Origin of the sequence: Pantoea dispersa (genome assembly GCF_014155765.1) — a bacterium.
GTDB lineage: Bacteria > Pseudomonadota > Gammaproteobacteria > Enterobacterales > Enterobacteriaceae > Pantoea > Pantoea dispersa.
On sequence record NZ_SCKT01000010.1, the window covers coordinates 19,201 to 34,967 of the forward strand.

General features: G+C 58.5%; 15 protein-coding genes. 9 read left to right on the forward strand and 6 right to left on the reverse strand.

Annotated features, from left to right (window positions below; translation table 11 throughout):
• Nucleotide 1 precedes the first annotated feature (1 nt).
• On the reverse strand, nucleotides 2-2,434 hold the full coding sequence (locus H7K56_RS20500; protein ID WP_150361690.1) for a bifunctional aspartate kinase/homoserine dehydrogenase II: 2,433 nt from the start codon (nucleotides 2,432-2,434) through the stop codon (nucleotides 2-4).
• A gap of 2 nt (nucleotides 2,435-2,436) precedes the next feature.
• Complete coding sequence (gene metB / locus H7K56_RS20505; RefSeq protein WP_021506836.1) at nucleotides 2,437-3,597, reverse strand: cystathionine gamma-synthase; 1,161 nt, start codon at nucleotides 3,595-3,597, stop codon at nucleotides 2,437-2,439.
• A 279-nt stretch (nucleotides 3,598-3,876) separates the two neighbouring features.
• Between metB and metJ the strand changes: the two genes are divergently transcribed.
• On the forward strand, nucleotides 3,877-4,194 hold the full coding sequence (metJ, locus tag H7K56_RS20510; RefSeq protein WP_007885403.1) for a met regulon transcriptional regulator MetJ: 318 nt from the start codon (nucleotides 3,877-3,879) through the stop codon (nucleotides 4,192-4,194).
• Between the two features lie 77 nt (nucleotides 4,195-4,271).
• On the opposite strand, the gene rpmE is transcribed toward metJ, so the two are convergent.
• A complete protein-coding gene (rpmE, locus tag H7K56_RS20515) occupies nucleotides 4,272-4,487 on the reverse strand; it encodes a 50S ribosomal protein L31 (protein ID WP_021506837.1) in 216 nt (71 codons plus the stop codon).
• 276 nt (nucleotides 4,488-4,763) lie between these two features.
• Here rpmE and priA point away from each other — a divergent pair, with 276 nt between their 5' ends.
• The 6 genes from priA (at nucleotide 4,764) to H7K56_RS20545 (ending at nucleotide 11,753) form a co-directional block, all read left to right on the forward strand.
• Nucleotides 4,764-6,962, forward strand: a complete 2,199-nt coding sequence (gene priA / locus H7K56_RS20520) for a primosomal protein N' (protein ID WP_150361691.1) — start codon at nucleotides 4,764-4,766, stop codon at nucleotides 6,960-6,962.
• A 124-nt stretch (nucleotides 6,963-7,086) separates the two neighbouring features.
• On the forward strand, nucleotides 7,087-8,166 hold the full coding sequence (cytR, locus tag H7K56_RS20525) for a DNA-binding transcriptional regulator CytR (protein ID WP_375140422.1): 1,080 nt from the start codon (nucleotides 7,087-7,089) through the stop codon (nucleotides 8,164-8,166).
• A gap of 153 nt (nucleotides 8,167-8,319) precedes the next feature.
• Complete coding sequence (gene ftsN, locus H7K56_RS20530; RefSeq protein ID WP_150361692.1) at nucleotides 8,320-9,222, forward strand: cell division protein FtsN; 903 nt, start codon at nucleotides 8,320-8,322, stop codon at nucleotides 9,220-9,222.
• A gap of 142 nt (nucleotides 9,223-9,364) precedes the next feature.
• Nucleotides 9,365-9,895: an ATP-dependent protease subunit HslV gene (gene hslV, locus H7K56_RS20535; RefSeq protein WP_031279590.1), complete on the forward strand. Its 531-nt coding sequence runs from the start codon at nucleotides 9,365-9,367 to the stop codon at nucleotides 9,893-9,895.
• Nucleotides 9,896-9,906: 11 nt separating this feature from the next.
• Entirely contained in the window at nucleotides 9,907-11,241 is a 1,335-nt protein-coding gene (hslU, locus tag H7K56_RS20540) for an ATP-dependent protease ATPase subunit HslU (protein WP_021506842.1), read from the forward strand.
• 149 nt (nucleotides 11,242-11,390) lie between these two features.
• Nucleotides 11,391-11,753 (forward strand): YibL family ribosome-associated protein, encoded by a 363-nt coding sequence (locus H7K56_RS20545; protein ID WP_021506843.1) that lies wholly within the window; start codon nucleotides 11,391-11,393, stop codon nucleotides 11,751-11,753.
• Nucleotides 11,754-11,759: 6 nt separating this feature from the next.
• Here the strand turns inward: H7K56_RS20545 and H7K56_RS20550 are convergent, their stop codons facing one another.
• The 3 genes from H7K56_RS20550 to H7K56_RS20560 form a co-directional block, all read right to left on the reverse strand.
• Complete coding sequence (locus tag H7K56_RS20550) at nucleotides 11,760-12,722, reverse strand: VirK/YbjX family protein (protein WP_150361693.1); 963 nt, start codon at nucleotides 12,720-12,722, stop codon at nucleotides 11,760-11,762.
• A gap of 177 nt (nucleotides 12,723-12,899) precedes the next feature.
• Nucleotides 12,900-13,517, reverse strand: a complete 618-nt coding sequence (sodA, locus tag H7K56_RS20555) for a superoxide dismutase [Mn] (protein ID WP_021506845.1) — start codon at nucleotides 13,515-13,517, stop codon at nucleotides 12,900-12,902.
• Between the two features lie 158 nt (nucleotides 13,518-13,675).
• On the reverse strand, nucleotides 13,676-14,701 hold the full coding sequence (locus H7K56_RS20560) for a LacI family DNA-binding transcriptional regulator (protein WP_150361694.1): 1,026 nt from the start codon (nucleotides 14,699-14,701) through the stop codon (nucleotides 13,676-13,678).
• 312 nt (nucleotides 14,702-15,013) lie between these two features.
• On the opposite strand from H7K56_RS20560, the gene H7K56_RS20565 reads away from it, so the two are divergent.
• Both H7K56_RS20565 and H7K56_RS20570 read left to right on the forward strand, forming a co-directional pair.
• Nucleotides 15,014-15,454: a PTS sugar transporter subunit IIA gene (locus tag H7K56_RS20565; RefSeq protein ID WP_021506847.1), complete on the forward strand. Its 441-nt coding sequence runs from the start codon at nucleotides 15,014-15,016 to the stop codon at nucleotides 15,452-15,454.
• Nucleotides 15,455-15,473: 19 nt separating this feature from the next.
• Nucleotides 15,474-15,740 (forward strand): PTS sugar transporter subunit IIB, encoded by a 267-nt coding sequence (locus H7K56_RS20570; RefSeq protein WP_021313417.1) that lies wholly within the window; start codon nucleotides 15,474-15,476, stop codon nucleotides 15,738-15,740.
• Nucleotides 15,741-15,767 lie beyond the last annotated feature (27 nt).

Sequence of the window (15,767 nt, forward strand, 5' to 3'; positions counted from 1 at the left end):
TTTACAACAGTTGGGCGAGACGATTGATATCAGACTGGAGCGCACCGGCGGTGACATCCCGGCCGGCACCCGGCCCGCGGATCACCAGCGGATTGTCGCGATACCAGCGGCTTTCAATGGCAAACACGTTATCGCACGGCAGCAGCGCCGCCAGCGGATGTTCCGGACGCACTGCTTCCACGCCGACGCGCGCTTTACCGTTGGCATCGAAACGCGCCACGTAGCGCAGCACCAGCCCCATCTCCTGTGCGGCTTCGAAGCGCTGCAGCATCTGCTCGTTCAGCTCGTCGGCGTTTTCGAAGAAGTGGTCGATGGATTCGCCCTCGCACTGTGACGGCACCAGCGATTCAACCCGCACCTGATCCGGTTCGATGTCGTAACCGGCTTCGCGCGCCAGAATCACCAGTTTGCGCATCACATCCTGACCGGAGAGATCGACGCGCGGGTCGGGCTCGGTTAAGCCCTGCTGCCACGCCTGATCGACCAGCTCGCTGAACGGCACCGTGCCGTCAAACTGCAGGAACAGCCACGACAGCGTGCCGGAGAAGATACCGCTGATCGCCAGAATGCTGTCGCCGCTTTCGCGCAGGTCGCGCACCGTGTGATTGACCGGCAGTCCGGCACCCACGGTCGCGTTATACAGCCAGTGGCGACCAGTTTTGGCGAAGGCATCGCGTACCTGACGCCAGCTCTGGCCGCTGGCAGCGCCGGCCACTTTGTTGGCGCTGATGACGTGGAAGCCGTGGCTGGCAAAATCGTGATACTGCTGCGCCAGCGAATCACTGGCGGTGACGTCGAGCACCACCAGATCGTCAAACGGGTGCGCGCGCATCCACAGGAACAGCGACTCTTCGTCGCGCCCTTCGGCTTCATCATCAAAGAAGGCCAGCGCCCGGCTGGCGTCGAGGCCGTCGTAGCTCAGCAGGCTGCGGCTACTGTCCGCCACGCCCGCCAGCACAAATTCAAACCCGGTACGCGCCGACAGCGTCTCCTGCTCGCGCGCGAACAGCTCCAGCCAGCGTGAGCCGATATTGCCTTTGCCGAACAGAATCAGGCCGATGCGCTTCTCGGCGCGGAACAACGACTGGTGCAGTCCCTGAATCAGATGCTGGGTCGGGCCGACGCGCAGCACCGCCACCAGGCTGATGTGATCTTCTGACTGCCAGACGAATTCGACCGGCTGGTCTTTGATCTGCTGCCAGAAGCGATGGCTGTGCAGCGGATTACGCGTCACGCCAGCCCCGACCAGCGCCACCAGCGCCAGACCGTCACGCAGTTGCAGATGACCGGGCAGCGCCGCGTCCTGCAGCAGGTTAAAGGCGCTGTTGACCACTTCCGAGGTGTAACACAGCTGCAGCAGGCGACGATCCGGATGGATACCCATCGCCAGCGGACGCAGCTGCGCGCGCTTCAGCAGCAGATCGATCTCTTTCTGCTGGGTGGCAAAATCGTGGCTATCAGGAATCTGAATCTCAACCAGGCAGACATCGTCGTGGCTGGTGACAATGCGCGCGCCGGTGCCGGACGCCAGCACGCGCTCAATGCGCGTTGAGCCCTGCTCCGGCTGATAGCTGCAGCGCAGCTGTAAATCGATGTCGCTGTTGGAGACCGGCTGCAGCGTACGCGTGTGCAGCACCGGCGCCGCCAGTCGGGCCAGCTCGCTGGCCTCATCCAGCCGCAGCAGCGGCAGCAGGCAGGCATCAGAGACCTTGCGCGGGTCCGCGCTGTAAACGCCAGCCACGTCGCTCCAGATGGTGACGCGGTTCACGCCCGCCAGCGCGCCAATCTGCGTTGCCGAGTAGTCAGAGCCGTTACGGCCGAGCAGCACGGTTTCGCCCGCTTCGCTGCGGCTGATAAAACCCGTCACCACCAGACGCTTATGCGGATGCTGCGCCAGCAGCGCCTGCAGCAGCGGCCAGGATTTGCCTTCATCTACCTGCGGCTGTGCCGCACGTTCGGCACGCAGGAAGTCGCGTGCGTCCAGCCACGCCGCTTCGATATCGCGCTGGCTGAGCACCGCCGCCATCAGGCGCGCCGACCAGATTTCGCCGTGGCCAACCACTTCGGCGTACACCGCATCGGTGATGGCGCCGTCGAGCAGCGCCGCCAGGCGTTCAAGATCGCGGATGAAGGCTGCGGTCAGGGTTTCTGCATATTCAGCAGGCAGCAGTGCAGCGATCAGCTCGCTGTGAAAACGGCGTAACGCCTGTTGCACCTGATGGGCCGATAAGCGATCGCTCTGGCTCAGCTTGAGCCAGCTGATCAGCTGGTTAGTGGTGCTGCCTGCGGCAGAGACCACCATTAAGTCGCCCGGCTGGCTGTAATCGGCCATGATACCGGCGACGCGCTGATAACAGCGCGCGTCGGCCAGGCTACTGCCACCAAATTTATGCAACTGCTTGATCGGCGTTCCCGCGCCTGCTGAAATCGTCATGGTTACCCCTCGGCTGCGATCCTGAATGCATTATCCAGGTCGGCGATTAAATCTTCGTGATCTTCAATTCCGACAGAAATACGCAGCAGCGAGTCGGAAATGCCCGCTGCGGCACGCGCGTCCGCCGACATGCCGGCGTGCGTCATGGTGGCGGTGTGCGAAATCAGACTTTCCACGCCGCCCAGCGACTCCGCCAGCGTAAACAGCTGCAGCGCCTTCAGGAAGCGGCGCAGCCGCGCCTCATCGGCGTCGAGTTCAAAACTGAGCATGGCGCCAAAACCGCGCTGCTGACGCGCGGCAAACTGGTGGCCGGCGTTCTCTGGCAGAGACGGATGATACAGCTTTTTCACCAGCGGTTGTTGCTTCAGGTAATCAACAATCGCCAGTGCGTTACGCTGCGCCGCCGCCATGCGCGGTGCCAGCGTGCGCAGGCCGCGCAGCAGCAGGTAGCTGTCAAACGCCGCGCCGGTGACGCCAATGTTATTCGCCCACCAGGCGAGTTCCGTGACCAGCGCCGGATCTTTAGCGATAACCGCACCGGCCACCACGTCCGAGTGACCGTTCAGGTATTTGGTGCAGGAGTGGATCACCAGATCGGCACCCAGCGCCAGCGGGTTCTGCAGCGCCGGGCTGAGGAAGGTGTTGTCCACGACGCTCACCGCACCGGCAGCACGCGCGGCGGCGCAGATGGCCGCAATGTCCACCACGCGCAGCAGCGGATTGCTCGGGCTTTCGACCAGCACCAGCTTTGGTTTTTCCGCCAGCGCCGCCGCCAGCGCCGCTTCATCGCCCTGATCGACAAACTTCACGCGGTAAGCGCCGCGCTTGCTCAGGCTGTCAAACAGACGATAGCTGCCGCCGTAGCAGTCGTGCGGCGCCACCAGCAGATCGCCTGGCTTCAGGAACACCGTCGTCACCAGATGAATCGCCGACATCCCGGTGTTGGTCAGCACCGCGCCCGCGCCCCCTTCCAGCTCAGCCAGCGCGCGCTGGACCACATCGCGCGTCGGGTTACCACGGCGTGAATAGTCATGCGCGCGCGGCTCGTTGAAATCGAGGAAGTTATAGGTGCTGGAGAGGTGAATCGGTGGGACAACGCAGCCATATTGCTCGTCATCATTCAAACCGCTGCGTACTGCGATGGTTGCCTGTTTACGCGTCATGGTGCTTACTGTTCCTGAAGTGTAATAAAAAAGTGGCAACAGAATAACATTCCGCAACTGGACGTCAATACATCTGGACATCTAAATGTCTTTGCGTATAGATTGAGCAAAGCCGCAATACCCGCTAAAATTACGCGTCATCGCCTGGTGTTCAGCGCGCTTTCTTGTAAAACGCGATGTGTAAGCATAAAACCGGCAGTTTAAGCGGTCAGGCATCGAAAAATCGGGCATAATCAACGGATTTCCCCATATTCAACTTTTTATTGATTAAGGTAACCCATGGCTGAATGGAACGGCGAATATATCAGCCCTTACGCTGAACACGGTAAGAAGAGCGAGCAGGTTAAGAAGATTACAGTTTCTATCCCGCTGAAAGTGCTGAAGATTTTAACGGATGAGCGTACCCGCCGTCAGGTGAACAATCTGCGTCACGCCACCAACAGCGAACTGCTGTGCGAAGCCTTTTTGCATGCCTTCACCGGGCAACCGCTGCCGAATGATGTTGATCTGCGTAAAGAGCGCAGCGACGAGATTCCGGAAGAAGCAAAACAGATTATGCGTGAGATGGGCATCGATCCCGACAGCTGGGAATACTGAGGCCAGAAATAAAAAAACCCAGCCGAGGCTGGGTTTTTTCTTGCAACCGAATCGTGAAGATTCGCCGGCAAATAATCTTATTTCTTGCTGCCTGGGATGCTGAAACGCTTGTTGAAGCGATCAACACGACCACCAGAGTCAACAACACGCTGCTTACCGGTGTAGAACGGGTGGCATTTGCCGCACACGTCCAGGTTCAGGGTACCAGTCATGGTTGAACGGGTGTTGATCACGTTGCCGCAAGAGCAGGTGATGGTCACAGCTTCGTATTTCGGGTGAATACCTTGTTTCATGGGAGAACCTCATAAAAGGCCGTGTCGCTCTCCGTGCCAGGCGAACCTGCACAGCACCACACGCGGTTAATAAATGGTGTATCTTTGACGAGTCATCTCATCAAAGGCGGTATAGTATACAGAAAATGAGCGCATTGATCAAATCCGCGCAATGCGCCGTGCTCTGTCACTCCGGGTAAACGCCTGCGGCCAGCGCCGCCGCGCGCTGAAGTATGACGGGGGTGACGCCAGCGTGTACACTACTTCTCCTTTTTACAGAACCGGATAGAGATCGACATGCCCGTTGTTCAGGTTGCCCTGCCCGTTCCGCTGCCTCGCCTGTTTGACTACCTGCTGCCCGCCGATGCGCCGCAGCCGGTGGCCGGCGCGCGCGTGAACGTACCGTTCGGCAACCGGAAAATGACGGGCATCGTGGTTAGCACACGCGCCACCAGCGATCTCCCCCTTGCCCAGCTGAAACAGATTGATGCGTTGCTCGACGACCGCTCGCTGTTTTCGCCGGCGCTGTGGCGCATCCTCAACTGGGCCGCCGGTTACTATCACTCTCCACTCGGCGAAGTGCTCAGCCATGCGCTGCCGGTGCTGCTGCGTCAGGGCAAACCGGCCCAGGAAGCGCCGCTGTGGCAGTGGGTGGTGAACGAAGCCGGGCGCGAAGTGGCGCTGGAAAGCCTGAAGCGCGCGCCGAAACAGCAGCAGGCGCTGGCGGCGTTGCGTCAGCGGCCGCTGTATCGGCATCAGATCGGCGAGCAGGATTTTACCGATGCCGCGCTGCAGGCATTGCGTGCCAAAGGCCTGTGCGACCTGCGCGAACATGCGCCACAGCAGCACGACTGGCGCGCCAGTTTCGCGGTGAAAGGTGAACGGCTGCGGCTGAATACCGATCAGGCGATGGCGGTGGGCGCCATTCGCAGCGAGGATGAACATTACGCCGCGTGGCTGCTGGCAGGCATTACCGGATCGGGTAAAACCGAGGTCTATCTCAGCGTGCTGGAGAATGTGCTGGCGCGCGGTAAACAGGCGCTGGTGCTGGTGCCGGAAATTGGCCTGACGCCGCAAACCATCGCTCGTTTCCGTGAACGCTTCGATGCGCCGATTGATGTGCTGCACTCGGCGCTCAATGACAGCGAGCGTCTGGCGGTATGGCTGCGCGCGCGCAGCGGCGAGACCGCCATTGTTATCGGCACACGATCCGCGCTGTTCACACCGCTGGCGCGGCCGGGCGTGATCATCATTGATGAAGAACACGACAGCTCCTACAAACAGCAGGAGGGCTGGCGCTACCAGGCGCGCGATCTGGCGGTATTCCGCGCTCACGAAGAAGATGTGCCGATTGTGATGGGATCGGCGACGCCGGCGCTGGAGACGCTGCACAACGTGCGTGTCGGTAAATATCGCCAGCTCAACCTGACCAAACGTGCCGGTAACGCCAAACCGGCGCTGCAGCAGCTAATCGATCTCAAGGGACAGCAACTGAAAGGCGGTCTTGCGCCGGCGCTGCTGGGCAAGATGCGCCAGCACCTGCAGGCGGATAATCAGGTTCTGCTGTTTCTCAATCGCCGCGGCTTTTCGCCGGCGCTGATGTGCCACGACTGCGGCTGGCTGGCGGAGTGCCAGCTTTGCGACAGTTATTACACGCTGCATCAGCAGCATCGTCAGTTGCGCTGTCACCACTGCGACAGCCAGCGTCCGCTGCCGCATCAGTGTCCGGGCTGCGGTTCCACCCATCTGCTGCCGGTCGGCGTGGGCACGGAACAGCTGGAGCAGCAGCTCAGCACGCTGTTTCCTGGCGTACCGGTGTCGCGCATCGATCGCGACACCACCAGCCGCAAAGGCGCGCTGGAGCAGCATCTGGCCGATGTGCATCGCGGCGGGGCGCGCATTCTGGTCGGCACGCAGATGCTGGCCAAAGGCCATCACTTCCCGGACGTGACGCTGGTATCGCTGCTGGATGTCGATGGCGCGCTGTTTTCCGCCGATTTCCGTGCCGCCGAGCGTTTTGCCCAGCTCTACACGCAGGTCGCCGGCCGCGCCGGCCGCGCCGGTAAGCAGGGCGAAGTGTTACTACAGACGCACCATCCGGAACATCCACTGCTGCAAACGCTGCTGCATCGCGGCTATTTTGCGTTTACCGATCAGACGCTGCTGGAGCGCCAGTCAGTGCAGCTGCCGCCGTGGACCAGCCACGCACTGTTTCGCGCTGAAGATCTGGATAACGCGCAGGCGGCGGAGTTCCTTACGCAGCTGCGTAACCTGCTGGAAGCCAGCCCGCTCAAAGATGAGGCGATGTGGCTGATGGGGCCGGTGCCGGCGCTGGCACCGAAGCGCAGCGGACGCTGGCGCTGGCAACTGCTGCTACAGCATCCGTCACGCAAGCGGCTGCAGCAGTTGCTGAGCAGTTCACTGCCGCTGGTCACCACCCTGCCCACCGCGCGCAAAGTCAAATGGACGCTGGATATCGACCCCACCGAGAGTTAAGCCGCGCCACATCTGCGAGCCAGATCGAAAAAAGTCGCACAAGTCACAATTTTTATGCAAATTAAGTAACAACCTCACACGGCGTTGGGTTAACAATAGTGCCCGTCCCGGCACTGGGCCGGCTATGTGTGAATATCTATGCGCTGTACCGCGTCAGGAGTTAACGTTGGATCAGAAGCAACCCTCATCGGCAGCCACCATGAAAGATGTGGCCGAGCAGGCTGGCGTGTCCACCGCCACGGTTTCGCGCGCGCTGATGAATCCGGAAAAAGTCTCCGCCGCGACCCGGCAGAAAGTGGAACAGGCGGTGCAGGCCGTCGGCTATGCGCCGCACGGTCTGGCGCGCAACGCCAAACGCGGCGACACGCAAACCATTCTGGTGATTGTGCCGGACATCTGTGACCCTTTCTTCAGCGAGATTATCCGCGGCGTGGAAGTGACCGCCGCGCAGGAAGGCTATCTGGTGCTGATTGGTGACTGCGCGCATCAGGATCAGCAGGAGAAAACCTTCCTTAACCTGATGCTGACGCGCCAGATTGACGGCATGGTACTGCTGGGTTCGCAGCTGCCGTTTGACGCCGGCATTGAAGATCAGCGTAATCTGCCGCCCATGGTGATGGGCAACGAGTTCGCGCCGGAGATGGCGCTGCCCACGGTGCATATCGATAACCTGACCGCGGCCTTTGAAGCGGTGAATCATCTGTTACAGCTGGGCCATCGGCAGATCGCCTGCATTACCGGACCGGAACATATCCCGCTCAGCCAGTATCGGTTGCAGGGCTACATCCAGGCGCTGCGCCGCAGCAATATCGCCATCGATCCCACGCTGATTGTGCACGGCGACTTCACCTTTGAAGCCGGTGCCAGCGCGCTGAAGCAGCTGATGAGCCTGCCGCAGCCGCCGAAAGCCCTGTTCTGCCATAGCGATCTGATGGCGCTGGGGGCGATCAACCAGGCGCGCAAGCTGGGAATGCGTATTCCGCAGGATCTGTCGGTGGTCGGCTTCGATGATATCGAGCTGGCGCAATACTACGATCCGCCCCTGACCACCGTGGCACAGCCGCGTTTTGCCATTGGCCGCGAAGCGATGCTGCTGCTGCTGGATGAGCTGCAGGGCAAACGGGTCAACAACGGTTCACGCCTGCTCGACGCCGAACTCCGCGTCCGCGGCAGTACCGCACCGGCAGCAAAACGCGAAAAATGAATGCGGGAACCCTGCATTTTCAGCAGATTCTGAAGGCAGACTGTGCTGGTCAAAGTTCCAGCCCTTGAGTAACATGACGCATTCCTTGCCGGGCAAAATTAACACCCCATTTACACGCCCAGTGGCATTTTTTTGAAGGGTATCAGAACGAAAGTGGCACAGAGAGATTACGTAGGCCGCGGGCGTTCAACAGGGACGCGTCGCAAAAAACCCGCAGGCCGCAGCAAGAAAAGCAAAGGCGGCTCCGGCACTTCAAAGCTGATGATAGTACTGGCCGTGGCAGTGCTGGTGACCTTTGCCGGTGGTTTATGGTTCATCTCGCATCACAAAAAAGAAGAAACACCGGTGATTCCGAATCATAAAGCCAACGGTAATGGCCTGCCGCCGAAGCCGGAAGAGCGCTGGAAGTACATCAAAGAGCTGGAAAATCGTCAGGTGACCGTGCCGTCGCCCACCGAGCCGTCTGCCGGTGGCGAAATCAAGTCGCAAACCCAGCTGACCGACGAACAGCGTCAGCTGCTGGAGCAGATGCAGGCCGATATGCGCCAGCAGCCAACCCAGCTAAATGAAGTGCCGTGGAACGAACAAACCCCGGCTCAGCGCCAGCAAACCCTGCAGCGTCAGCAGCAGGCACAACAGCAACAACAACAGTTGCAGCGTCAGCAGCAGTTACAGCAGCAGCAGCGTCAGCAACAGTTGCAGCAGCAGCAGCGCCAGCAGGAATTGCAGCAGCAGGCGGCACGCCAGCAACAGCAACAGGCCGCGCCGATCACTCGCGAGCCGGCGAAGCCGCAGGAGAGCGCCAAAGCCAAAACGGAAGAGAAAGCGAGCACCCAGCGCTGGATGGTGCAGTGTGGCTCGTTTAAAGGCACCGATCAGGCGGAATCGGTACGCGCCGGTCTGGCGTTTGAAGGTTTCGAAAGCCGCATCACGACTGGCGGCGGCTGGAATCGCGTGGTGATTGGACCGTTTAAAGACCGCAGCAGCGCAGACAGCACGGTGAAGCGCCTGCACAGCTCCGGCCACAGCAGCTGTATTCCGCTCGCCCTGCCTTAACCCTCCCTGCTCGCCCCCGGCAATTTGCAGCATCAGATATTGCCGGGGGTTGAAACCCCACAGGATTACCCCATATCTGGTTGCATGATACGCCGCGCCCGCTGCGCGGTGTCTTTTTTCCACTGCAACAAGGGGTCTGCCCGTGACAACAATAGTAAGTGTACGACGCAACGGCCGGGTCGTGATCGGCGGTGATGGCCAGGCGACGCTCGGCAATACCGTAATGAAAGGCAATGTTAAAAAGGTGCGTCGTCTTTACAACGACAAAGTGATCGCGGGCTTTGCTGGCGGCACCGCAGATGCCTTTACCCTGTTTGAACTATTCGAACGCAAACTGGAAATGCATCAGGGCCATCTGGTGAAAGCCGCGGTCGAACTGGCGAAAGACTGGCGTACTGACCGGATGCTGCGCCGCCTTGAAGCGCTGCTGGCGGTTGCCGATGAGAACTCCTCACTGATCATCAGCGGTAACGGTGACGTGATTCAGCCGGAAAATGACCTGATTGCCATCGGTTCCGGCGGGCCTTACGCCCAGGCAGCCGCCCGCGCGCTGCTGGAGAACACGGAGATGGGTGCGCACGATATCGTAGCCAAAGCGCTGAATATCGCCGGTGATATCTGCATCTACACCAACCACAACATTAACTACGAAGAATTACCGTCTAAGGCGTAAGGACCAAAACCATGTCTGAGATGACTCCACGCGAGATTGTCAGCGAGCTTAACCGCTTCATCATCGGCCAGGACGGCGCCAAAAAAGCGGTCGCCATTGCGCTGCGTAACCGCTGGCGCCGCATGCAGCTTGACGAAGAGCTGCGCCATGAAGTGACCCCAAAAAACATCCTGATGATCGGCCCGACCGGCGTCGGTAAAACCGAAATCGCCCGCCGTCTGGCGAAGCTGGCCAATGCGCCATTCATCAAAGTTGAAGCCACTAAATTCACCGAAGTCGGCTATGTCGGGAAAGAAGTGGATTCGATTATTCGCGATCTGACGGACTCCGCCATCAAGATGGTGCGCAGCCAGGCGATCGAGAAAAACAAATACCGCGCTGAAGAGATGGCAGAAGATCGCATTCTGGATGTGCTGATCCCGCCAGCGAAAAACAACTGGGGCCAGCCGGAGCAGAGCGCTGAGCCGTCCGCTGCGCGCCAGTCGTTCCGCAAAAAACTGCGCGAAGGCCAGCTGGATGACAAAGAGATTGAGATCGATCTGGCTGCTGCGCCGATGGGCGTTGAAATCATGGCGCCTCCGGGCATGGAAGAGATGACCAGCCAGCTGCAGTCGATGTTCCAGAACCTCGGCGGCCAGAAGCAGAAACCGCGTAAGCTGAAAATCAAAGACGCGATGAAGCTGCTGATAGAAGAAGAAGCGGCCAAGCTGGTGAACCCGGAAGAGCTGAAGCAGGACGCCATCGACGCGGTTGAACAGCACGGTATCGTGTTCATCGACGAAATCGACAAAATCTGTAAGCGCGGCGGCCAGTCGTCAGGCCCGGATGTGTCACGTGAAGGCGTACAGCGCGATCTGCTGCCGCTGGTGGAAGGCTGCACCGTGTCCACCAAACACGGCATGGTCAAAACCGACCATATCCTGTTTATCGCCTCCGGTGCGTTCCAGGTGGCCAGCCCGTCGGATCTGATTCCGGAGCTGCAGGGTCGTCTGCCGATTCGCGTTGAGCTGCAGGCGCTGACGGTCAATGATTTCGAACGCATCCTGACCGAGCCGAACGCGTCCGTGACCGTACAGTACAAAGCGCTGATGGGCACCGAAGGCGTTAACGTTGAATTCACCGAAGACGGCATTCGTCGCATCGCCGAAGCGGCGTGGCAGGTGAACGAAACTACCGAGAACATCGGTGCACGTCGTCTGCACACCGTGCTGGAGCGTCTGATGGAAGATATCTCCTACGACGCCAGCGATCGCCACGGTGAATCTATCACCATCGATGCCGAATACGTTGGTCAGCATCTGGATGAACTGGTGGCCGACGAAGATCTCAGCCGCTTCATTCTGTAATTCCAGTCAATACCCAGCCTTGCGCTGGGTATTTTTTTGCCCGCACGCCGCGCTGTACCCGATTATCCCGTTGCCTCTGTTGTCGCTGCGCTGCAAAAGCGGGCGGATTTGATGTATCCTTTGCCTGTTTTCCTTAATGAGTTTTCCCAATGAAAGAACAAGAAAAAGCCGAGATTAAACGTCTCAGCGACCAGCTGGACGCGCTGAATCGCAAAGAACCGCAGCTGCTGGAAGCGGGCGATGCCGAAAAGCTTGGCGCGCTGCTGAAAGAGAAAGAGACGCTGGTGCAGGAAATTGAGCGTCTGCGCAACGTGCGCGAAGAGAAGCTGAGCAAAGAAGCCCAGCAGCTGAAAAAGCTGCCGTTCAGCCGTGAAATCACCAAAAAAGAGCAGGCGAACATGGGCGCGCTGAAGAAAAGCGTGCGCGGCCTGGTGGTGGTACACCCGATGACCGCACTGGGACGCGAGATGGGGCTGAAGGTGATGACCGGCTACGCGAAGCAGCCGTTCTGATTGCCGTTACGCGGCGTGGACCACGTCGCGTTCTGCCCCGGCAGCCTGCAGCACCTGCTGCGCCAGCGTATCCAGCAAGGCATAGCGGCGGCGATACTCCGCGCGCTTCTTGCTGGTAATCTCTTCCAGATCTTTACGTGCCATGCTCAGCGGCAGCGTAAACAGCTCATCACCCCGCATTTCCCCGCCCAGTGACAGCCAGAACTCGCTATAGCTGGCAAAGAATTTATCACCTTTGCTATGACGGTAGCGCAGGCTGCGGAAAACATGGGTGGTATCGCCGACGGCGGTAATGGCCTGTACGCCGCACTGTGCCGCCAGAATAAATACCGCTTCCATCAGCAGACGCTTAGGAAATACGCCGTGCGCGGCTTTGGTGGCATCGCGAATAACGTCACTGGAAATATGTTTCCGCGGCCCCTGCAAGCCCCCAATTAATAGCGTGCGCTGCTGCTGCTCCTGAATAATAGAGAATGACAGCGAGGCCAGCGTCATGTCCTGATAATTAAGCAGCAGCGTAATTTCCCCTTCCCGGTCGTAATGGCCGGAGCAGCAATAAATCGCAAACTGCTCCTCGTTTTTGCCGGTGAAACGGGCAAGGAGATTACCAGTCGGGCTCAGCAGCAACTGGCGCAGCTGATTATTCGCCAGCTTATCCATCAATTGATAATGATCGAGAATCGCCTGCGCACGCTGCGCCACGCTGAAACCAGCGCGCAAATAGGGACGATGCGGCTTAGCCGGCAGTAAGCCCTGGCTGCTTAACAGCTGCGGCAGAAAAGAGAGTTTGGCCAGCTGATGGAGATAATTAAAAGTGGTCAGTGGAAATACCGCTGACCTTAAGGCAAATTTCAGGCGAAATTGCTGGCTATTCCACAGCTTATTTGGCCGCAGCTTTCCACTGACTAAAGGTATAAACAGCGCGGCCGACGAAACGGAGTCCGGCTCAGAATGTGTAATAATAGACATGATTATTTTTACGTCGCGAGATGACTGAAGGCTACTGTATGCCCCAAATTATCAACGGCGCGTTAATAACCATTTTAGCCTGGTCATGACGTGGAGTTTGTTGAGCTGCGGTTTAGGATGGTGATAAAAAAACCGGTGCACGCAGGCACCGGTTATTCACATAGCGTAAGCCAGAACTTATTTTGCCGAGGCGAAACGTGCCGCTGCTTCGTCCCAGTTCACCACGTTCCAGAACGCTTTGATGTAGTCAGGGCGCTTGTTCTGATACTTCAGATAGTAAGCGTGCTCCCACACATCCAGACCGATGATTGGGAAACCAGACACGCCAGCGATGGCTTCGCCCATCAGTGGGTTGTCCTGGTTAGCGGTTGAAACGACCGCCAGCTTGTCGCCTTTTTTCACCAGCCACGCCCAGCCAGAGCCAAAACGGGTCGCAGCCGCTTTCTCGAACTCTTCCTGGAATTTCTCAACGCTACCGAAATCTTTTTCGATTGCCGCTTTCAGGTCGCCCTGCAGCGTGGTGCCGGTTTTCAGGCCTTTCCAGAACAGGCTGTGGTTAGCGTGGCCGCCAGCGTTGTTACGCAGTGGGCCTTTTTTGTCTGCTGGCAGCTGATCCAGTTTGGTGATCAGTTCATCAACCGGCAGGTTTGCGAATTCGGTACCTTCCAGCGCCGCGTTGGCGTTGTTAACGTAGGTCTGGTGATGTTTAGTGTGATGGATTTCCATCGTCTGCTTGTCGAAGTGCGGTTCCAGTGCGTCGTAGGCGTACGGCAGGGATGGCAGTGAATAACTCATGTTCTTCCTCTCCATTTAGTGTTTGGCAGCACAACCTAGCTGGTGTGCCGCATAAGCAGTCGGATCATTATAGTTAAAATCATGATCCGGAAAAGGGTTATCAATGCCTTAGTAATGATAAGGATTTGATCAATCTGGCAAAAGGTGCGCACACACGGCTACACCTTGTGCGTACTGGCGCGCAGCTTAAGCTTCACTGGCAGCTCATTGATGGCAGGCGGCTCGTCGCCGTTGAGCGCCGCCAGCAGGCGTTTACCGGCCATGCGTCCCATCTCCTCGTACGGCAGCACAATGCTGGTCAGCGGCGGCGAACATACCGCCGCCAGCGGGCCACCGCCGATGCTGGCAATCGCCAGCTGGCTGGGCACCGAGACGCCGGCTGCGTGACAGGCCATGATGGCGCCGCACGCCACTTCATCGCTGGTACAGATCAGGACGTCCAGTTCCGGCCAGGTGAGACGGATCTCTGCCAGCAGGCTGTGGCCAGCGGCAAAGGTGGGCATTTTTGGTGAGGTCACTACGCGGTGCGGTGCCAGATTCAGCGCCAGCATCCCGCTGTGCCAGCCATTGAGCAGCTGACGGAAAATAGTGCTATGCGTTTGTGTGCACAGCAGGCCGGGATGGCGATAGCCGCGCTCTACCAGGCTGTTTACCAGCTGACGAATGGCTTTCGCATAGTCCACGCCGATGCTGATGCCGGCAGAATCCTGATGCACGCCACCGATGTCCATCACCGGCAGGCCGGAGTTGCTCAGCAGGCGCTGCGCTTCGGCGGCATTGTCGAAATTGAAGTGCACCATCGCGGCCGGGTTGTAAGAGAGCAGCATCTCGATCAGCTCGCTCTCCTCCGCCGCCGAATGATTGGCTTCGGCCAGCATCATGTTATAGCCCTGCGGCCGCAGCACCTCCTGCAGCGCCTCTGACACAATCGCGCTGCCCGGCGTAGCAAAAGAAGGTACCACCATGGTGATCAGCCGCGACGAGGCTGACGCCAGGTTACGCGCCTGCACGTTGGGCACATAGGCCAGTTCCGCGACGGCCGCGTCGATCCTTGCGCGAATTTCGGGCGACACTTTCTCCGGCATACGCAAAGCGCGCGACGCCGTCATGGCGCTGACACCGACCAAACGGGCAACATCGGCCAGCGTGCTTTTGCCGGTACTGCGCCGTCGTTTTTCTGTCATGCGTTCTCCTGTCTCTACCCTGCTGGTTCCGGGTAGCGCTCGATTTATCCGCACGCAGCTTAAAACCAAAAGCAAATTGGTGCCATGTTAAAAACCACAGAATCGGGCATGTCTCATTGGCTGCGTGATTTTCGCTGGCCTGAGCATGTCACCCCGGCCTCAGCGTGACAAACCGCGCGCGCAAAAATGTTATCGCTAACACACTTTTTAACATCATTCGTGTTAGCGCTAACTTTTGCGAGCAACATCACAGAACCCAGGCGATAAAATCACCTACAGTGCACCGCATCGACGAATAAACAGGAATTACTGATGCTCACTCAATGGCTGACACCGCAACATATCCGGGTAATAGACGACGTTAGCGACTGGCAGGAAGCGGTGCGTTTATCGGCCGAGCCGCTGCTGGCGGAGGGGGCAATTACCCCGGCTTATCTGGATGCGATCTTTACCTCGCATGCTGAGCTGGGTCCCTATTATGTGCTGGCGCCGGGTCTGGCGATGCCGCATGCGCGTCCGGAACAGGGTGCGCGCAAAAACGGCCTGTCGCTGCTGCATGTAAAACAAGGCGTGAATTTTGCCGCCGATGAAAACGACCCGGTGTTTGTCGTTATTATGCTGTGCGCCCTGTCTGGCGACGATCATATTCAGATGATCACCGCGCTGGCTGAGGTGTTCAGCGACGAATCCCGCCTGCAGCAGTTGCTGTCGGCATCGACCCTGCCAGCGATTGAAGCTGTCATTAAAGATTAATCACCAGAGAAACCTGAAAATGAAAAAAGTACTGATTGTGTGTGGAAACGGTTTAGGCAGCAGCTTCATTGTGGAAATGAACGTGAAGAAAATTATTAAGGAGCTGGGTAAAGAGGCTGAAGTGGGTCATACCGATTTAACCTCTGCCAAATCTGAGCAGGCCGATATTATCATCAGCGCTAAAGATATCGCTGACCAGCTGTCGAGCCACAGCGCACAGGTATTTGGCCTGAGCAATTTACTGGATAACGCCAGAATCAAAGAAATTCTCGCCGACAACCTGTAATTGACCCGACGAAATTTACTCACACGG

Bases quoted from the DNA above. Each gene is read 5' to 3' on its own strand.
- metB (WP_021506836.1), bottom strand. From the start codon at position 3,597: ATGACGCGTAAACAGGCAACCATCGCAGTACGCAGCGGTTTGAATGAT.
- H7K56_RS20560 (WP_150361694.1), bottom strand. From the start codon at position 14,701: ATGACAGAAAAACGACGGCGCAGTACCGGCAAAAGCACGCTGGCCGAT.
- priA (WP_150361691.1), top strand. From the start codon at position 4,764: ATGCCCGTTGTTCAGGTTGCCCTGCCCGTTCCGCTGCCTCGCCTGTTT.
- sodA (WP_021506845.1), bottom strand. From the start codon at position 13,517: ATGAGTTATTCACTGCCATCCCTGCCGTACGCCTACGACGCACTGGAA.
- cytR (WP_375140422.1), top strand. From the start codon at position 7,087: ATGTGTGAATATCTATGCGCTGTACCGCGTCAGGAGTTAACGTTGGAT.
- H7K56_RS20500 (WP_150361690.1), bottom strand. From the start codon at position 2,434: ATGACGATTTCAGCAGGCGCGGGAACGCCGATCAAGCAGTTGCATAAA.
- H7K56_RS20570 (WP_021313417.1), top strand. From the start codon at position 15,474: ATGAAAAAAGTACTGATTGTGTGTGGAAACGGTTTAGGCAGCAGCTTC.
- H7K56_RS20565 (WP_021506847.1), top strand. From the start codon at position 15,014: ATGCTCACTCAATGGCTGACACCGCAACATATCCGGGTAATAGACGAC.
- rpmE (WP_021506837.1), bottom strand. From the start codon at position 4,487: ATGAAACAAGGTATTCACCCGAAATACGAAGCTGTGACCATCACCTGC.
- H7K56_RS20550 (WP_150361693.1), bottom strand. From the start codon at position 12,722: ATGTCTATTATTACACATTCTGAGCCGGACTCCGTTTCGTCGGCCGCG.
- metJ (WP_007885403.1), top strand. From the start codon at position 3,877: ATGGCTGAATGGAACGGCGAATATATCAGCCCTTACGCTGAACACGGT.
- H7K56_RS20545 (WP_021506843.1), top strand. From the start codon at position 11,391: ATGAAAGAACAAGAAAAAGCCGAGATTAAACGTCTCAGCGACCAGCTG.
- hslU (WP_021506842.1), top strand. From the start codon at position 9,907: ATGTCTGAGATGACTCCACGCGAGATTGTCAGCGAGCTTAACCGCTTC.